The following is a 15122-nucleotide window of genomic DNA, read 5'->3' on the forward strand; positions in this document are numbered from 1 at the left end:
TCCTACATCAACCCCTCAATCGTCCGGTCAATCCGCATGGCAACCTCGCGCACATACGCCAGGGCAGCCTTCGCATCCTGGGGGAATTCGTCACCGGCGTTGGCGTGCCGGGCGATCTGGTTCACGTTGTTCGACACCCGGGCCAACAACGTATGGATCGCCATCAGTTCAGCCATCGCCGCCTTACGCTCCGTCGGCGTCTCCGACCCCTCCGACAGCGCTGCCGTGAGGATCAGGTTCGGGACCGTGACCTTCTCCCTGGCAGCCCGGGCAACCAGGGCGGCTTCTTCCTCGGCGGTGACCCAAAGGTCACGGCGCTTCTTGGACCCGGCTGGTTTGTTCTCACGCCGCCGCTTGGAGATGCGGGAACGGGAATCAATCTCCTCAGACACGCACTCCCCCAATCCCTTCAAACGGCCCAGCGCAGCGACCCCGAAATCGGGGACCACACGACCAGTGTGCCAAGCGAACAACCACAGGGCCGTGAGCGACACGCCATTTACACCCGTGTAAATGTATAGCTTGCTCCACCGAAGTTGGCTCACCCTCCTTTCCGCGGCTCAGTCGCTAATCGGGTCTGGAATCGGACCACCGCGCGCGTGGCTCCCCCGAAACGGCCCACTGGTGTGGTTACCGTTGGTGCATGCCAACCATCGATATCGAACAGACCCGCAACCAAGCCCGCGCCCTCCTGGACTCACGCATCGAGTCCGTCACGAACCTGGTCAAGACCAGACAGCGCATCACCGAGCTGCGCGAGCAGCTCGCCGACGCAGAACGTGAAGACAAGCGCGCCTACGTGCGCGCCACCAAAGACGGGTGGAGCCCCGAGGAACTGAAGAAGCTCGGGCTCGAATCCGGCGCCGCCACGCGCCGCCGCAAAACGGCCACCGCCGCCACGTCGAACGACACTTCCCCGTCCTCCACTGGAGGGTCTACCGCGGCGGAGTAGGACTGCCCCTCGACCACATGGGCACGGCAAAAGCTAAAACCTTCGGGCTTTTCCCGCACACATGTGGACGACGGGACCCACCTGACCGGCTGCACACAAACGCCAGGACACCCAAGGCGGGAATGTCACCGCCGGGACCGGCGAATGTGCACAGCCTAGGCACGCTGACATCACCACCGGGCCCCTTCCCCATGGACCAAGACCGGCGTCGCCGGCCAACCCGTCCCGGGGTCAGGTTTCCTTCAGCAGGGACAACACCCATCCGCCGAGCGGGGCAACCTTGAGTGGCGATGGAACCGAACCGATGGCCTGGCTTCTAAGACGCCCGGGGGGCTTCCAGCCCGGTCACCGGCAGGGACAACCACGAACTGCAGGCGACGCTCATCACCACCAAGTACCGCAGGCCCGCGTGATCCAAGTAATGGCATCAACCGCACATCCCAGGCATCACAAACGTCCCCCATGACGTTGAAGGCCGGCACCCGATGGGCGCCGGCCTTCATGCTGCTTTGGGAACTGGATTGGTTAGCTGCCGCCGGGGGCGTCGCCGTCCGGGATCTGCCCTGAAGCGATGCGCTCTGCAGTCTTCTCATACGCGGCTTCAATGTAAGCCTCCAAGTCGTCTTGCCGTACCCGCCAGACGTTCCGTCCGCCGAACTGCGCCGCGCGCAGCTCGCCGCTTTTCACCAGCGCATAAATCGACGGCATGCCCAGGTTCAGGATCTCCTGGACCTGCTCAAGGGACAGCATCCTTGGCAACGGCAACGGCGCCGGGCCCTTCACCTGGTTCATTTCTTCCATCCGCTTTCCCATCGCTATGCGCCCTCGTTCCGGTGTTGCATCTCATCCATAGTTCTCTGCCCACGGCGCAGCTCGCCAGCCTTCACCGGAGGCCACGGCTTGCCGCCGTTGTACTTGCGCTGCAGGCGCTTCACCTCACGCATCGTCGCCCGGACAATGAAGTCCGACACGCTCGCATCGCCTTCCTGCAAACCCGCCGCTCTGAACGCGGCCCGGACCTGCCCGGCCTGCTCCTCGGTGTAGTACGGCGTGAACGCAGGAAACCTTTCCGGCTTCTTCACCATTTATGAACAAACCTGCTTAGACCGCACGCAGTGCCCTCGGCCACGGATGCAGGCTGTCCAAGAATCCCTTCCCCAGGGCCATGGAACCGTCCTCGTTAAAACGGACATCGGAGTGCTCGTGGCTGCCGCCTGCATGAGCGACCGCGGCCAGGACAAGGTCAAGGTTCTCCCTGTCCAGCCCCGACACGAGGTCACCCAGGACGACGGGAACATCCTCCGCCAGCGACGCCGCCAACAACAAAACCCGACGTTCCCCACCGGAGAGCACACCCGTCCCCTCCGGGACAGCTGCGAAATCGATCCATGCATTCACTTGGCCGGGCCCTTGGGGCTCAGTGCTTGTGTGGACCCAAGGGTTACCAGGGGCAGCAAACTTCCCACCAAAGCCCCGGATCAACAGCTCAGTGGCAGCCTCGATCGTGTACACGCCTTTTGCCCAGGCACGGAGGTCATCTGCATGTGTCATGGTGGTTTCCTTTGATCGAAGAAAGGTATGGAATCAGCGGCGGGAGGGATCAGATGCGCTGCATAGAGAGCCCTGACAACCATGGCCCTGGGCCCTAGCCCAGGCGCCGCTTTCCCGGTTACGGTCCCATTCGCACACGGTGGGGGAAGGGGCTCGACGCCGGTTGCCCGTCGCAGAGCTCGCACCCATTTCTGCAGCTCTAGGCTTCCGTGCGGCGGCGAAGAACTGTAACGAGGGTCCAGGCAGCTGAAAGCGCAGCAATGAGCGCGGAAACAGCCATCAGTACGTTGCCGGTCTGGCGCAGTCCGTCCAAACCTGTTCCTGGTTCTATCCATACGGTAAGGGCGCTCGAAACACCGGCAAGGGTGGTCAACAAACTGCCCCAGATCAGCCAGCCTCTGCTGGCACCGATTCGGACCATGAGGAAAAAGCACAGTCCCACAAAGAGGACGACGGCAATGGATGCCAGTGACGTATTCATCGTTTCCATGAGAAACCTTTCGAGTGGATGATTCATCTTGTCCGTTGGGTTTAGCGTATCTGCCGGCCCTGACGGAAAGCGGCTGTTATTCGGTGAGGCTGTTCCGGCCGTCTTCCGAGACGTCACGGGCAAAGAGGTGCCGGGGTGCGTGCCCGTCGGAGGCAGAAACGCCATGCTCCAGTGTCTCTGTTGGTGCGTGCGAGTTCCCTGAGTATCCGGCCAACCCGCGACTTGGTGTGTCCGGGCCAGCGTATCTGCTGACCCCGACAGTTGTACTGCTTAGAACGGGGGCTCGGAATCAGGCCCGCTGCCCCAGCCGCCGCCGACGTTGCTGGTGGCCGGGATGCCCCATGGGTCGTCCTGCGGGGCTGATTGCCCGGCCGAACTGCTGTTGCCCTGGAAGCCGTTGCCATTCCCGCTTTGTCCGCTCTGGGAACTCCGCTGGGTGCGGTTAACCTTGGCGTTCGCGTACCGCAGGGACGGGCCGATCTCGTCCACTTCGAGTTCGATCACGGTGCGTTTCTCCCCTTCCTTCGTTTCGTACGAGCGGGACTTCAGCCGGCCCGAAACGATGACACGCATGCCCTTGGTGAGGGATTCGGCGACGTTCTCGGCAGCTTCCCGCCACACCGCTGCCCGGAGGAAGAGTGTTTCGCCGTCCTTCCACTCATTGGAGGCCCGGTCAAATGTCCTGGGGGTGGAGGCGATGGTGAAGTTTGCCACCGCGGACCCCGAAGGGGTGAACCTGAGTTCGGGATCGTTGGTGAGGTTTCCGATGACGGTGATCGTGGTTTCTCCGGCCATGATGGTTGCTGCCTTCCGTGAGGTGTTGCTGGTGTCGTGTGGGTTCTCGTGCTGTGGCTCGTAGGGGTCTGGCAGGGCTTGGTATGGATCTTCGAAGGGGACGTTGATGGTGCCCTCCGGGTTGGCGTCCAGGCCGAACCAGTCAGCGTCGCTGGATTGCCGTGGGCTGAGTTGGAACCGCTCCCCTGCCGTTGTCTCAGGCATGTGCTGACGCTGCCGTGTGGTTCATGTTCGCCTGAACGAGCTTGTCGCGGCGCAGCCCGGACCAGTGGTCCTGGTCATCGGAGTTGTTCACGACGACGGGCGCCTGGGAATAGCCGAGCTCGGCAGTGATGTATTCCAGGGCAGCCGGCACTTCAGTGATGTCCACGGCCGTGTAGCTGATGCCCTTGTCCTCGAAGTAGGACTTGGTCCTGTCGCAGTTCGGGCATTCTGGTTTGGTGTAGACCGTGTATTCGGTGGGTGAAGAAGTCATTTTCAGTACCTGGTTTCGTATCTCAAATTAGTTTCGTTCGCCTGTCTGACTTGCTGCTTCAATTCTACCAATCATTCAACTGAATGAATAGGCTTTCAGGCGCTGATTCTAGGCATTTTTGGCCTGAATTTTGTGTAAATTTCTGCCATTGCAGTGGCGGGTCCGTCAGCTGACAGGCGTTTAGCCCCGCGCTCCTGGTCCTCGGAATAGAGCCGCAGTAAGAGCTGCCACCCCCACCCAGGACGCTAATCGCCGCCCCCACCCCGGATCCCCTGCCGGTCGTCCATGGACATGTTCTTGAAAAGTAAGCTTGCTTTCTATTAGATTGGGGTGAGCTTCTCCGCATGTCCCCCAATTTGCGGAGCCGGCGCTTAGGAAGACCCCGCATAACTTGACTCGTGCTGCGGGGTTTTCCGCTGTCTGCACCATTCGTGAAAGTTCAACCGTGAGAGGGAGATTTCTATGGCCCAGGGTGATATTGAGACGTACTACGAAGATGGCGCGTGGAAGAACAAGCGCGAAGGCACAGGCCGGGCGTTCGGCGCCGGCTACAGCACCAAGGATGAAGCAGTGGCAGCAGGCCGGGAGGCTGCGCAGGTTGACAAGGTGGAGCACGTCATCAGGAACCAGGACGGCCAGATCGGCTCCAAGAACAGCTACGGCAACGATCCCCGGAATGTCCCGGGCTGATTGCTAAGCGACACCCTGGCGCTCCGGCGCCTGGGACACAAGAAGGGCCGGCTCAAAATGAGTCGGCCCTTCTGCGTTCTCCTCGGCAAAGGAAATCTACGGATTGAGCCTAGCTGAATGTTTTCCTTGGTGCCTGCAGCTTCCGGGTGGACGTCGTGTCCCTGTAGCGCGGCACCTGGTGCTGCGGTTGCTGGGTGCGTTGATCGGCGGTCGGCCGCTGGTGAGTGGCTGCTGTGGTTCGCCTTGGGCGGCGGACCGCCCGACTTCTGAAAGGTTCCTGACCCTTCCGTGGTGAGTGGCCGGGGTCTTGCCGGGCGGGGTTTCCGCCCGGCAAGGGTGTTTATGCGGCCGCGTCGTCCTCGGTTGGCTTCTGGCCGTCGAGGATGATGTTCTCGACCTCGCTGGGGGTGTATCCCCACGTGACCAGCTGGTTCAGGTAGTCCCGGTGGGTCTGGGACGGGGACCGCCATGAGTCTTTGGCGATGGTCTTTTCATATCCTGCGCAGACCAGCGCGATCAGGGAGAACTCGGGCCTCGCTTCGGTTTTGGCGACGTGGTCCCGGAGCGGGTTCCATCCCCACCGGTTAGCCTCTTCGACCTTGGCCCCGACCATTTCGGCCGCGACCTTCCCGTCGTAGCCGCTGGCGGTTTCGGAGTGGTGGGTGATGGCGTGGACGGTGAAGTACTGCCAGCCTTTGGGTGCCTGCTTCCTGGCCAGCAGGGTTTTGACGAACTCGCGGCGGACCTTTGTGGCCGATTCCATGGCCTTGTTGTTGGCGATCAGCGTTTTCCGTTCAGCCTTCTGTTCCTCGGTCATCGGGCCCTTCTGTGCCTGCGTCCCGCTCCCGTTGTAGCGTTCGTACTTTGGGGTGAAGCCCAGTTCCTTCCAGTCGCTGATGACAGGCTGGGCGGTGTGCTGGCCCCGGTAGTCGGTGCTGATCACAAAGGCTTTGGCGTCCTCGTCGGTGGCCGGTTCACCGTCAGCACGTTTGGCCGCTGAGACGTACAGGTTCTCCTCGTCCGCATAGTGTCCGGCGTCTTCGACGATGGCCTTGCCCTGGGCGATCAGTTCTTCGATCAGGGCGGCGAGCTGGGCTTTGGATTCGCGGTCGTCCCGGATTTTCTGGGCGATGTGGTCGAAGTACTGCGGTTCGTCGCGGATGACTGATTCGAGTTCTTCGATGGCGTCCTGGTCTCCTTCGAACTCGGTCATCACCAAGGCCATGTCGAGGGTGTAGCCGCTCTCGAGGGCCTTGGTCCCGGTGGTGGATGCCTTGGCTTTGAGGGCGTTTTCGACTTTGGCCTTGGTCCTGCCGGTTTTCTTGGCGATCGCGGCCGCCGAGACGCCGATCAGGGACAGCTGGTGGTAGGCGTCAGCTTCGTCCGCTTCGGTCAGTTCGGCTCGCTGGATGTTCTCCACGACCTGTGTGACGATGCGTTCTGCTTCCTCGGGTGAGTCGATGAGCAGGACCGGGATGAGGGGCCGTTCGGCTTCGACGGCGGCCCGGGTGCGGCGCTGGCCCATCAGGACGTGGACGGTGCCGTCGTCCTTGCGGTGGGCGATTACCGGTTCCATCACGCCGTGTTCCTTGATGCTGGCGATGAAGTCAGCGGTCAGGGCGGCGTCTTTGCGGACGTTGATGTCCACGGTCAGTGTTGCCGGGTCGAGCACTTCAAGCGTGGGTGTTGCGTTCATGGTGTTGCTCCTTCTTGCCGAGAAGTTGGGTGCGTGGGGCGACCAAAGGTGACCGGCCAGCTCCCCTCTCCCCCGTTGTTTTTTGGCTGCTGGCGAAGCTTGCGGAGCTGTGGCCGACGGAGGCCTGTCTACCCGCAGGGCAAGGCACGGAAAATCTTCGGAGGAAATCAGCGACGCAGGAGCGCCGGAGAAGAATTTCCGGGGTGCAGGCCCCGACGAAGGAGGGGCTAGAAGGGGCCGGAGCGGGCACGTACAATCCGAAGGACAGCAGCCAAAAAACGTCGTAGACACACCAGGTTCAGGGGGTCCGGAGCTCTGCGACGGCGCGCGCTGGACCCAACTGCCGGCCGCGCCAGCGGACGCCCAAACGAGTGCGAGCCCTGCGAGCATGCCTTTGTCCCTGAGTAGGGTGGGGGCATGAGCGATCCATTTCCGCACCTTGGCCGCGGCAGTGAGGCTCGGCGCGGCAGCGCGTGGAAGTCACCACGGGTCCGCCGGATCCTGGCTGTGGTGTTCACTATTGCCGCGTTCGGGTCGGTGGTGCTGGTGGCTGTGGACCTGATCGTTGGTCGGCCTGCTGCCGGCGACCTCTTTATCGCGTTCCTGAACAGTCTCGCGGCCGCGGCCTTGTGGCGGCTTGGTTCTGAAAAGCAGCGGACATGACGAAGGGCCGGCACGTTGACGTGGCCGGCCCTTCGTGGTTTTTCCTCGGCAAAAGGAAATCTGGGTGCAGCGTCAGCGCTGCGCTGGGTTACGGCTCGTCGAGCCGGTGGTCTTCCAGGGGAAAGTCTACGGGGCCGGTGGGTGGGCTGGCGGTGAGCAGGCGCAGCTCCAGGAAGTCTTCGATGGGGCTCGCGTCGGGGGCGACGGTGTCGTCCTCGGTCATGCGGATCTCGTTGGCCACGCCTGTTTCCTTGCCTGCTGTAGGACTGCTTGTGTCCTTTCACAGTAGTGGCAGTTTCTGCGGGCTGGCTGGAAGTGGCTGCGCCCGCGGCAGCGTTATCGCGGCCGGCGGAGCGCTAGCGGGGGAGGCCGCCGCGCACCTGGGGAAGATCCGACGGGGAAGGCCGGACCCCTTGGGTGGGTCCGGCCTGTCCCTTAGCGGTTCAGCTGGCGGTCATAGGACTTCTTCGGGTCCCGCACACAGTCGGCCAGAAGTCCGCGGTTGACCAGTTCGGCGAATAGTTCAGCCAACCGGTATTCGGCGACGTCCTCCAATGCGAGCTTGAAGTACCGGGCGGCGAAGCTGGACTTTCCTTTGAGCCATTCCAGCCAGCCGATCAGGCACAGCATGGGGGCGCGCTGCCCTTCGGGGGTGGCTTTCATCAGTTCGAAGGCGACTTCCTGGGCGGTGTCCACGCGAGCCCAGTCCGGGCGGGTAGGAAACACTCCCAGCATCACCGAGGTGAACTGGTCGGGGGCGTGGGTGATGATGTCACCCATCATGTAGTCCCGGATGGTGGGGTGCTGGAACGCTCCTGCCAGCTCCTGCGCGGTCTGCGTGGTGAGGGTCTTGGGGTTGTCCAGAACCTCGGCCCACTTGGCACGTCTTGCTTCCAGGTCCTCGGGCCAGCCGTCCGGCTTGTGGGCGGCGATCGCTTCACGTACCGTCTCGTCACCGGTGAACGGCGCCGGTGCGGTGAATCCGGTGACGTTGCTTCCCCGGTAGATCAAGGCGGCGTTGCCGTTGCTGGTGGTGATGGCATCCAGCGGCTTGTCCGGGCAGCAGGTCGTGTCCTCGCAGAGGTAGTTCCTCCACAGTTCGGAGGTCACCAGCCATGCGTCCTTCAGGGGCATCCCTGCGGTGTCCAGTTCGGTACGCAGTGCCTGCACGTGTCCGGAGTAGGGGCGCTGGTTGCGGGCGGTGTTTTCGTCCGTGTAGATCACCAGAATGGTCCCGGTCGCTGCCTCGTCAGCGGTCAGGTAGCTGACCAGCGTCTGGGCAAAGGCCACAGGCTCCAGACCGAACGGAGCATCCATGCGGAGGGTGGCGCCGAGCTTGTTGCCCTGCATGGTTACAGCGACGAAGGATTCCGTCGGGGCCTCGCCCAGCGTGTGCGGGATGAAGGCCAGGATGTCGGCCGGGCGGGTGAATTTGATGAAGTCGTTCATGGTGTTGCTCCTTCTTGCCGAGAAGTTGGGTGCGTGGGGCGACCAATGGTGACCGGCCAGCGTCCCCTCTCCCCCGTTGTTTTTTGGTTGCTGGCAAGCTTGCTTGCTCGGCGGCCGACGGAGCCCTGTCTACCTGCAGGGCAAGGTGTGGGAAATTCCCGAAGGAAATCAGCGACGAAGGAGCGCCGCAGGGAAATTCCCGGACCGCAGGCCCCGGAGGAACGGAGGGGCTAGGCGGGGTGGAGCGGACGCCTAGAATCCGCAGGACAGCAACCAGAAAACGTCGTAGACAGACAGGGCCAGGGGGTCCGGAGCTCTGCGACGGGGCGCACTGGACCCAACTGCCGGCCGCGCCAGCGGACGCCCAAACGGGTGCGAGCCCTGCGAGCATGCACTTTTCCCTGGTCTCCCGGATCCGCCCAGTCCGGCCCCAGCTCGGGGCTTGCCGCCGACGCCAGGTGATTTCTTCCCTTCCAATGGCGGGAACGGCGGTCCGCCGCGGGCAACCACCGGCCCGAGCCGGCCACGTGCGGCGGACCGCCCGCACTGTGCCACCCCTGGGTGCGCACAGAAGGGAAGCACCCACCTACCCGCTTGAGTAAGTGGGAGCCTCGGTTGGCTAGTTCATCCTTGGCCGGTGGTCCGAGCGAACAGGACGGCCACCAGCTCGTTGTGCCAGTCCAACGGCAGGGTCAACGCGGGCTCCCGTGATCACGGCGTCGGCCATCGCGCGGATGTGCCCGGCGAGATCTTGCGCGGCGGCCGCGCTGTAGGACTCGGGAGACTTATCGACGAGCTTGGCGAGGGTTTCGAGGAAAACAACAGTCTGCGCGATCTTTTCAGTGATTCGGTGGGTTCTGTCATGGTTCTGGTCCTTTGGTCGGAACGGGCCGGGCCGGGGCCTTGCCGGGCGGGTTTCCGCCCGGCAAGGGTCGCGGCGGTTAGGCGGCGTGGACCGCGTAGGGCATGCGGTACCGGCTGGGCAGCTCGGCGGCGGCTTCGGGCAAGTCCGCCGGGCCGTGGGCCTGGCCGTTCTTCCAGTGGAAGAACGCCTGTTCGGTGATCGCATCCCACTGCCGGGCCTTGGTCCGGTAGTAGGTGCAGGTCACGTCGCCCTCGCAGTACGTGGCCACGCCGAACAGGTTCCCGATGTTGTCAGCGGTCCGCGTGGCCGCGACCATGACGTAGGGCCACTGGCCCACGTCCCAGCCCTCATTCCCCCAGCTGGGAATCACAGCCCAGCCGTGTTCGCCAATGAGTTCCATCCACTCGTAGCCGCCGTTCAGGTGGTAATCCCCCAGCACGGTCACGCCGTCGATAGTTTCCCCGGTGTCCTTGAGGATCACCGTCTTCTTGGATACTGCGTTCATGGTGTTGTTCCTTCTTGCCGAGAAGTGGGGTGGCGGGGCGGCCAATGGTGACCGGCCAGCTTCCCCTCTCCCCCCGTTGTTTTTTGGTTGCTGGCAAGCTTGCTTGCTTGGCGGCCGACGGAGGCCTGTCAACCCTCTGGGCAAGGTCAGAAAAATCTTGCGGGATCCGAGCTGGCGAGGATCCCTGGCTGAAGAATTTTCGGGCCGCCGGCCCCGACGAAGGAGGGGCTAGACGGGCTGGAGCGAACGCCTAAAATCCGCAGGACAGCAACCAGAAAACGTCGTAGACAAACAGGGCCAGGGGGTCCGGAGCCCTGCGACGGCGCGCACTGGACCCAACAGCCGGCCGCGCCAGCGGACGCCCGAAACGAGTGCGAGTTCTGCGAGCCGCTGCGTTGAACGGGTTGTGCCCACTGGCGGTCAGGTGGAGCCCTCCGCACAGCTCGAAGCTGTCCCCCTTGGGTACAACCCGTCCCGTTTCCCGGTCTCGGCACGATCCTGTATCGGAAGCAACATGGTGGGGAAGAGCGAATGTCCGCCCTCGCGAGTACACTGAATGAATCGAACATATATTCGAATAAAGGTGTGTTGTGGGCGTTATTGTTGGTCCCCGTGTGATAGATGCGGGCGTGTCGTTGTTGTCGGTGCTGGTCTCCCCGGTGCCGGTCGCTGCGGGGTTCCCGTCGCCGGCGCAGGACTACTTCGACGGCCGGATAGATCTGAACGAGCACCTGATCAAGGACATCACCAGCACCTTCGTTGTCCGGGTCACCGGTGACTCGATGGAACGGGCAGGGATCAGCGACGGCGACGAACTCATCGTCAACCGGGCGCTCGAACCCAAGGACGGTTCCGTGGTCATTGCGATCCTGGACGGAGAATTGACCGTCAAACGACTGCGGATTACTGCCACCGGGGTCGTGCTGCAGGCCGAGAACCCGGCATACCCGGACATCCGGGTCCCCGCGCTCTCGGACCTGCTCATCTGGGGCGTGGCCACCCGTTGCCTTCATTATGTGTGAGGCCGGCCATGACTAAGCCGGCTGTGACGCGGCGGATGCCGCAGATCGCGCACGTGGATGTGAACTGCTTCTACGCGTCCGCGGAGCGGGCCTTCGACCCGTCCCTGGACGGCAAACCCGTGATCGTGCTGTCCAACAACGACGGCTGCGCAGTCACCCGCTCCCCGGAGGCGAAGGCCCTGGGGATTCCTATGGGTGAGCCCTGGTTCAAACTCGCCCCACGCGCGAAGGAATGGGGCCTTGTCGCGCTCTCCAGCAACTACGAGCTGTACGGGGACATCAGCGCCCGCGTGATGGAACTGCTGGGCCGATACTCGGCCTGGCTGGAGGTCTACAGCATCGACGAGGCCTTCCTGGGAGTCAAAGGCACACCCGCCGAGCTGCTAGCCCTCGGCCGGACCATGAAAGCCACCGTCCGACGGAACGTCGGCGTCCCGGTCTGCGTCGGGATCGCCGCCACGAAGACGTTGGCGAAGCTGGCCAACAAATGGGCGAAAAACAACCCTGTCTTCGGCGGGGTCTGCCACTGGGACTCCGTCCCCGCCACCGAACGGGAATCCCTGATGGGGCGGCTGTCCGTGGTGGAGATCTGGGGAGTCGCCGCACGGCTGACCCGGCGGCTGAACGTGATGGGTATCTTCTCCATCCTTGACCTGTCCCGCGCCGACGCGGTCATGATCCGGGACAGGTTCTCCGTGGTCATGATGCGCACCGTACTGGAACTGCAGGGAACCCCCTGCATCCCGATGGAGGAAGAACGCATCGGACGGGACCAGCTGAACTTCTCCCGCTCCTTCGCCACCCCCATCACCACGGCCGCCGGCATGCGCCAGGTGTTGAGTGTGTACGGGCAGCAGGCCTCGGCCCGGCTGGCCAAACACGGGCTGCAGGCCAAAGTCCTGACCGCGTTCGCCGGCACCTCCCACTTCAACCCGAAAGACACCTCCTACCCTTCGGTCTGCATCCCGTTGCCGATGCCCACCGCGGACCCGGTCATCCTGACCAAGGCCTCCCACGCCCTCCTCCCCCTCATCAACGAGGGCGTCAGGTACGCCAGGGCCGGGATCATGGTCACCGACCTCCGCCCCACAGGGAACCAGCCACCCCTGTCCCTGTTCGAGAACCCGCACGAGGAACGCCGCGTCGGCACCCTCCTCGAAGACGTCACCAAAAAGTACGGCCGCGGCTCCATCGGCCTCGGCCACGCCGGGATCCGCAGCGGTCCCGACTGGACCATGAAACGCGACATGCTCTCCCCCAGATACACCACCCACTGGGACGAACTCCCCCTCGTCAAAGCCGCCTAGCCCTTCTGCCTCACCAATGAACCAAGCACCACATGAAAGAACCCCATGACTCTGACTCCTGAAGCCCCCGCACTGACCCGCGACATTCAGGTCCGCACGGACCCGACAGGCAGACCCCTCGCACTCCGGCACGAGGGCCGGATCTGGGTCGTCGACCCGGACACTGATTCCCAGCACTGGTTCACCCGCGACTCCTGGTGGGACACCCGCCGCACCGCAGCTGTCGGTAGCGGTGACCTCGTCAGCGTCGAATACTGGCGGATCCAGGCACGGTCCGGATCCTCAACCGCAGCCCTGCGGACATTCACGCTGCGCCGCCAGCCACTCGCCACCACGTGGCTCCTCGAATCCATCAACGACGGCGCCTGATGCCGGCACCGATCATCGGCCGGCCGGTCAGCGACCAGGTCTGGGCGGACCTCAGGGCCGAATTCACCCTGCCCACCCTGGAGCAGGTCCGACGCCGGCTCACCGAGCTCATGGATGATCCGGAACCAGTGTTGCAGCAGCTGGTCCGCATCTTCCTTGGCGACGGCACTTACTGCCCGGGCTTCCAATTCCTCGCCGGCGGCCAGCTGCACCCCACCATGACCTCCCTGTTCCGGCACGCGCTGGAACTGCAGATACCGCACAACTACTTCACCGCCTGGATGATCACGCCCGCCCCGGAACTCGGTGGAGTCCGGCCCGTGGACTCGCTCCGTGAGATGGTGCGGCTGCGCAGCGCCCTGGAGGCTTTTGCCGCCGACCTTCCGGGCATCCGGCAGCCAACACGGAGAGCGGTTTAGGCTGATCCGGTGGAACTCATCGGAACAATCCAGCGCGCCGACGGCAGCATCGACTACATCGCCACCCAGGGCGACAGCTACGACAACGCCAAGGCCGCCCTCGAGGGCGCGATTCCGGAAGGCACGCAGCTGATCGCCATTCGCAAGGACAACTGACCGCCATGCCCGACGAACACAGGCGAAAGGCGCCGCACCCGGAATGGGTCCAGATGTACCGCCAAGGCATCCCCTCGCCGAAGATCGCTGCCGCAGCCGGCGTAGCCAAAAGCACCGTGCGCTACCACCTCCACCTCGCAGCCAAGGCAGACCCATCCATCCGGGACGAATATCAAGCGGCGGCCGGCGCACCTTCCCAGCCCTCCGGCGCGGGGCTGCGGAACATGGAAGACCTCATCGCCCTGTACGAAACAGAAGGCAGACTGCCCTCATTCAAGGGCAAGTCCCCCCGTGAACGGGCACTGGCGGTGTGGCTGCAGCGACGGCGGCAGGACGCCGACCGGGGTGGCCTCTCCCCCATCTACAGGGAAGGCCTGAAGGCAATTCCCGGCTGGGATCAACAGCCGGGCCGCAAAGCCAAGGATGAAGCACGCTGGCACCAGCGCCTGGCCGAACTGATGAACTACATGGCAGCCAGCAACGACTGGCCCCGGCACAAAAACACCGAAAGCCACCAAGAATGGACCCTGGGCATCTGGCTACACACCCAACGGATGAAACACCGATCCCGCGAACTGGACCAGGACTAGGAAACGCAGCTGAACACACTTCTTCCCGGCTGGAGAGACGGCAGAACGCGCGGCCGCCCGCCAAGATCCCCCAACATCCGCCGGGGCCGAATAGCCGCAGGGACCATTGAGCTGCCGCCTCGCTTCCCGCACCGGATCAGCGGGATGAAAGGGCCGATCACTGACAACTGAACCCCGCATGCGTAGCGTGAGGACATGGGACTCATCTACGACGACCCCAAGCTGGCCGCGCTGACGCTCACGCGCATCGCCGCCGAGGAATCCGAAGGCCCCACCGAGCTCACAGGACGCATGCACGCTGTCCTTGATGACCTGGTACAACGCAACGGAGCAGGCTATCTCGCAGAACTAGTCATCGTTCTGGCGCGTGCCCGGTTTATCACCCTTGACGACCTTGCCCGCACCACCGGGACCGACACCGCTAAGTTGCTGGACGAGGCCGAAGTCGAGACACTCGAAGGCCTCGACGATGGCAACTAACCCGCCAGCCAGGACCGGCCTTCCACCCGGACTTAAACCTCCATTCAAGGTTGCACTGGCCCGGGCCGTTGCGAAAATGCCCAACGCCGGCACCCTGCCGGGGACTCTGCTCTTTGAACCCAAATGGGACGGATACCGCTGCATCTGCGTCCGGGATAAAAAGAGTGCCACGCTGTGGTCCCGGCAAGGCAAGGAACTGACACGCTACTTCCCTGAACTTTTCTCAGCGATCGCTTCGGCCGTTCCACCCGGATGCGTGATCGACGGCGAAGCCGTGATCTGGAGCCGGGGCCGGCTGAACTTCGACGCCCTCCAGCAGCGCTTAGGCGCCGGACCAAGGACCCTGCCTGGGCTGGTCATGGCAGCGCCTGCCAACTATGTTGCCTTCGACGTCCTGGCCGTAGCCGGGCATGACGCCAGGGAACTGCCTCTGAGCGACCGGCGCGCGCTCCTGGAAGAACTAGCCACGGGCTGGGAAGCGCCGCTGTCCCTCTCCCCCACCACCACGGACCGCAATGTAGCCGAGCAATGGCTCGAAGAGCTGCCGCATACCGGGATAGAAGGGCTGGTACATCAATTCCCTGTTGAATTAGCGTGTTGATGCGGTTCAAGAGGGGTGTGAGTGGTGCGAGGATGGCGTATTTTTTG

At 63.5% G+C, this 15122-nt stretch carries 22 protein-coding genes; 11 read left to right on the top strand and 11 right to left on the bottom strand.

The features are described from left to right. Positions 1–2 precede the first annotated feature (2 nt). A complete protein-coding gene (locus V9L18_RS15050) occupies positions 3–392 on the bottom strand; it encodes a MobC family plasmid mobilization relaxosome protein (protein WP_337347974.1) in 390 nt (129 codons plus the stop codon). A gap of 251 nt (positions 393–643) precedes the next feature. On the opposite strand from V9L18_RS15050, the gene V9L18_RS15055 reads away from it, so the two are divergent. Next, positions 644–952 (top strand): hypothetical protein, encoded by a 309-nt coding sequence (locus V9L18_RS15055; protein WP_337347975.1) that lies wholly within the window; start codon positions 644–646, stop codon positions 950–952. Between the two features lie 525 nt (positions 953–1477). On the opposite strand, the gene V9L18_RS15060 is transcribed toward V9L18_RS15055, so the two are convergent. From V9L18_RS15060 to V9L18_RS15085, 6 genes are all read right to left on the bottom strand, one after another. After that, positions 1478–1753 (bottom strand): helix-turn-helix domain-containing protein, encoded by a 276-nt coding sequence (locus V9L18_RS15060; RefSeq protein ID WP_443197957.1) that lies wholly within the window; start codon positions 1751–1753, stop codon positions 1478–1480. Positions 1754–1767: 14 nt separating this feature from the next. Further along, positions 1768–2037: a ParB family protein gene (locus tag V9L18_RS15065; protein ID WP_337347977.1), complete on the bottom strand. Its 270-nt coding sequence runs from the start codon at positions 2035–2037 to the stop codon at positions 1768–1770. Between the two features lie 16 nt (positions 2038–2053). After that, entirely contained in the window at positions 2054–2503 is a 450-nt protein-coding gene (locus tag V9L18_RS15070; protein ID WP_337347978.1) for a hypothetical protein, read from the bottom strand. 199 nt (positions 2504–2702) lie between these two features. Further along, complete coding sequence (locus V9L18_RS15075) at positions 2703–2993, bottom strand: hypothetical protein (protein WP_337347979.1); 291 nt, start codon at positions 2991–2993, stop codon at positions 2703–2705. Between the two features lie 270 nt (positions 2994–3263). Beyond that, complete coding sequence (locus V9L18_RS15080) at positions 3264–3992, bottom strand: single-stranded DNA-binding protein (RefSeq protein WP_337347980.1); 729 nt, start codon at positions 3990–3992, stop codon at positions 3264–3266. Continuing rightward, complete coding sequence (locus V9L18_RS15085; RefSeq protein WP_337347981.1) at positions 3985–4263, bottom strand: glutaredoxin family protein; 279 nt, start codon at positions 4261–4263, stop codon at positions 3985–3987. The genes V9L18_RS15080 and V9L18_RS15085 overlap by 8 nt, the downstream gene beginning before the upstream one ends. Positions 4264–4725: 462 nt before the next feature. Between V9L18_RS15085 and V9L18_RS15090 the strand changes: the two genes are divergently transcribed. Continuing rightward, positions 4726–4953 carry a DUF2188 domain-containing protein gene (locus tag V9L18_RS15090; RefSeq protein WP_337347982.1) on the top strand — a complete coding sequence of 76 codons (228 nt, stop codon included), beginning with the start codon at positions 4726–4728 and terminating at the stop codon, positions 4951–4953. Between the two features lie 340 nt (positions 4954–5293). Here V9L18_RS15090 and V9L18_RS15095 read toward each other — a convergent pair whose 3' ends face one another. After that, the gene (locus V9L18_RS15095; protein ID WP_337347983.1) at positions 5294–6649 is read right to left on the bottom strand and encodes a ParB/RepB/Spo0J family partition protein; all 1356 of its coding nucleotides are present in this window, start codon (positions 6647–6649) and stop codon (positions 5294–5296) included. Positions 6650–7066: 417 nt separating this feature from the next. Between V9L18_RS15095 and V9L18_RS15100 the strand changes: the two genes are divergently transcribed. After that, positions 7067–7312, top strand: a complete 246-nt coding sequence (locus V9L18_RS15100; RefSeq protein ID WP_337347984.1) for a hypothetical protein — start codon at positions 7067–7069, stop codon at positions 7310–7312. Between the two features lie 88 nt (positions 7313–7400). Here V9L18_RS15100 and V9L18_RS15105 read toward each other — a convergent pair whose 3' ends face one another. The 3 genes from V9L18_RS15105 to V9L18_RS15115 all read right to left on the bottom strand — a co-directional run bounded on the left by V9L18_RS15105 (position 7401) and on the right by V9L18_RS15115 (position 10131). Further along, positions 7401–7553 carry a hypothetical protein gene (locus V9L18_RS15105; protein ID WP_337347985.1) on the bottom strand — a complete coding sequence of 51 codons (153 nt, stop codon included), beginning with the start codon at positions 7551–7553 and terminating at the stop codon, positions 7401–7403. Between the two features lie 194 nt (positions 7554–7747). Beyond that, positions 7748–8761: a DUF4192 domain-containing protein gene (locus tag V9L18_RS15110; RefSeq protein WP_337347986.1), complete on the bottom strand. Its 1014-nt coding sequence runs from the start codon at positions 8759–8761 to the stop codon at positions 7748–7750. A gap of 941 nt (positions 8762–9702) precedes the next feature. Then, positions 9703–10131, bottom strand: coding sequence for a hypothetical protein (locus tag V9L18_RS15115; protein ID WP_337347987.1), 429 nt, complete (start codon positions 10129–10131; stop codon positions 9703–9705). Positions 10132–10721: 590 nt separating this feature from the next. On the opposite strand from V9L18_RS15115, the gene V9L18_RS15120 reads away from it, so the two are divergent. From V9L18_RS15120 to V9L18_RS15155, 8 genes are all read left to right on the top strand, one after another. Beyond that, positions 10722–11153, top strand: a complete 432-nt coding sequence (locus tag V9L18_RS15120) for a LexA family protein (RefSeq protein WP_337347988.1) — start codon at positions 10722–10724, stop codon at positions 11151–11153. A gap of 8 nt (positions 11154–11161) precedes the next feature. Continuing rightward, a complete protein-coding gene (locus V9L18_RS15125) occupies positions 11162–12460 on the top strand; it encodes a Y-family DNA polymerase (protein WP_337347989.1) in 1299 nt (432 codons plus the stop codon). A 45-nt stretch (positions 12461–12505) separates the two neighbouring features. Further along, complete coding sequence (locus V9L18_RS15130) at positions 12506–12829, top strand: hypothetical protein (RefSeq protein WP_337347990.1); 324 nt, start codon at positions 12506–12508, stop codon at positions 12827–12829. Then, positions 12829–13248, top strand: coding sequence for a hypothetical protein (locus V9L18_RS15135; protein ID WP_337347991.1), 420 nt, complete (start codon positions 12829–12831; stop codon positions 13246–13248). Before V9L18_RS15130 ends, V9L18_RS15135 begins: the two co-directional genes overlap by 1 nt. A 9-nt stretch (positions 13249–13257) precedes the next feature. Further along, positions 13258–13404 (top strand): hypothetical protein, encoded by a 147-nt coding sequence (locus V9L18_RS15140; RefSeq protein WP_337347992.1) that lies wholly within the window; start codon positions 13258–13260, stop codon positions 13402–13404. A 5-nt stretch (positions 13405–13409) separates the two neighbouring features. Then, on the top strand, positions 13410–13994 hold the full coding sequence (locus V9L18_RS15145) for a helicase-associated protein (protein ID WP_337347993.1): 585 nt from the start codon (positions 13410–13412) through the stop codon (positions 13992–13994). A 195-nt stretch (positions 13995–14189) separates the two neighbouring features. Continuing rightward, positions 14190–14474: a hypothetical protein gene (locus V9L18_RS15150; RefSeq protein WP_337347994.1), complete on the top strand. Its 285-nt coding sequence runs from the start codon at positions 14190–14192 to the stop codon at positions 14472–14474. Beyond that, positions 14464–15075 carry an ATP-dependent DNA ligase gene (locus V9L18_RS15155; protein ID WP_337347995.1) on the top strand — a complete coding sequence of 204 codons (612 nt, stop codon included), beginning with the start codon at positions 14464–14466 and terminating at the stop codon, positions 15073–15075. Before V9L18_RS15150 ends, V9L18_RS15155 begins: the two co-directional genes overlap by 11 nt. Positions 15076–15122: the final 47 nt, after the last annotated feature.

Origin of the sequence: Pseudarthrobacter sp. CCNWLW217 (genome assembly GCF_037203985.1) — a bacterium.
In the GTDB taxonomy this organism is placed as follows: Bacteria; Actinomycetota; Actinomycetes; order Actinomycetales; family Micrococcaceae; genus Arthrobacter.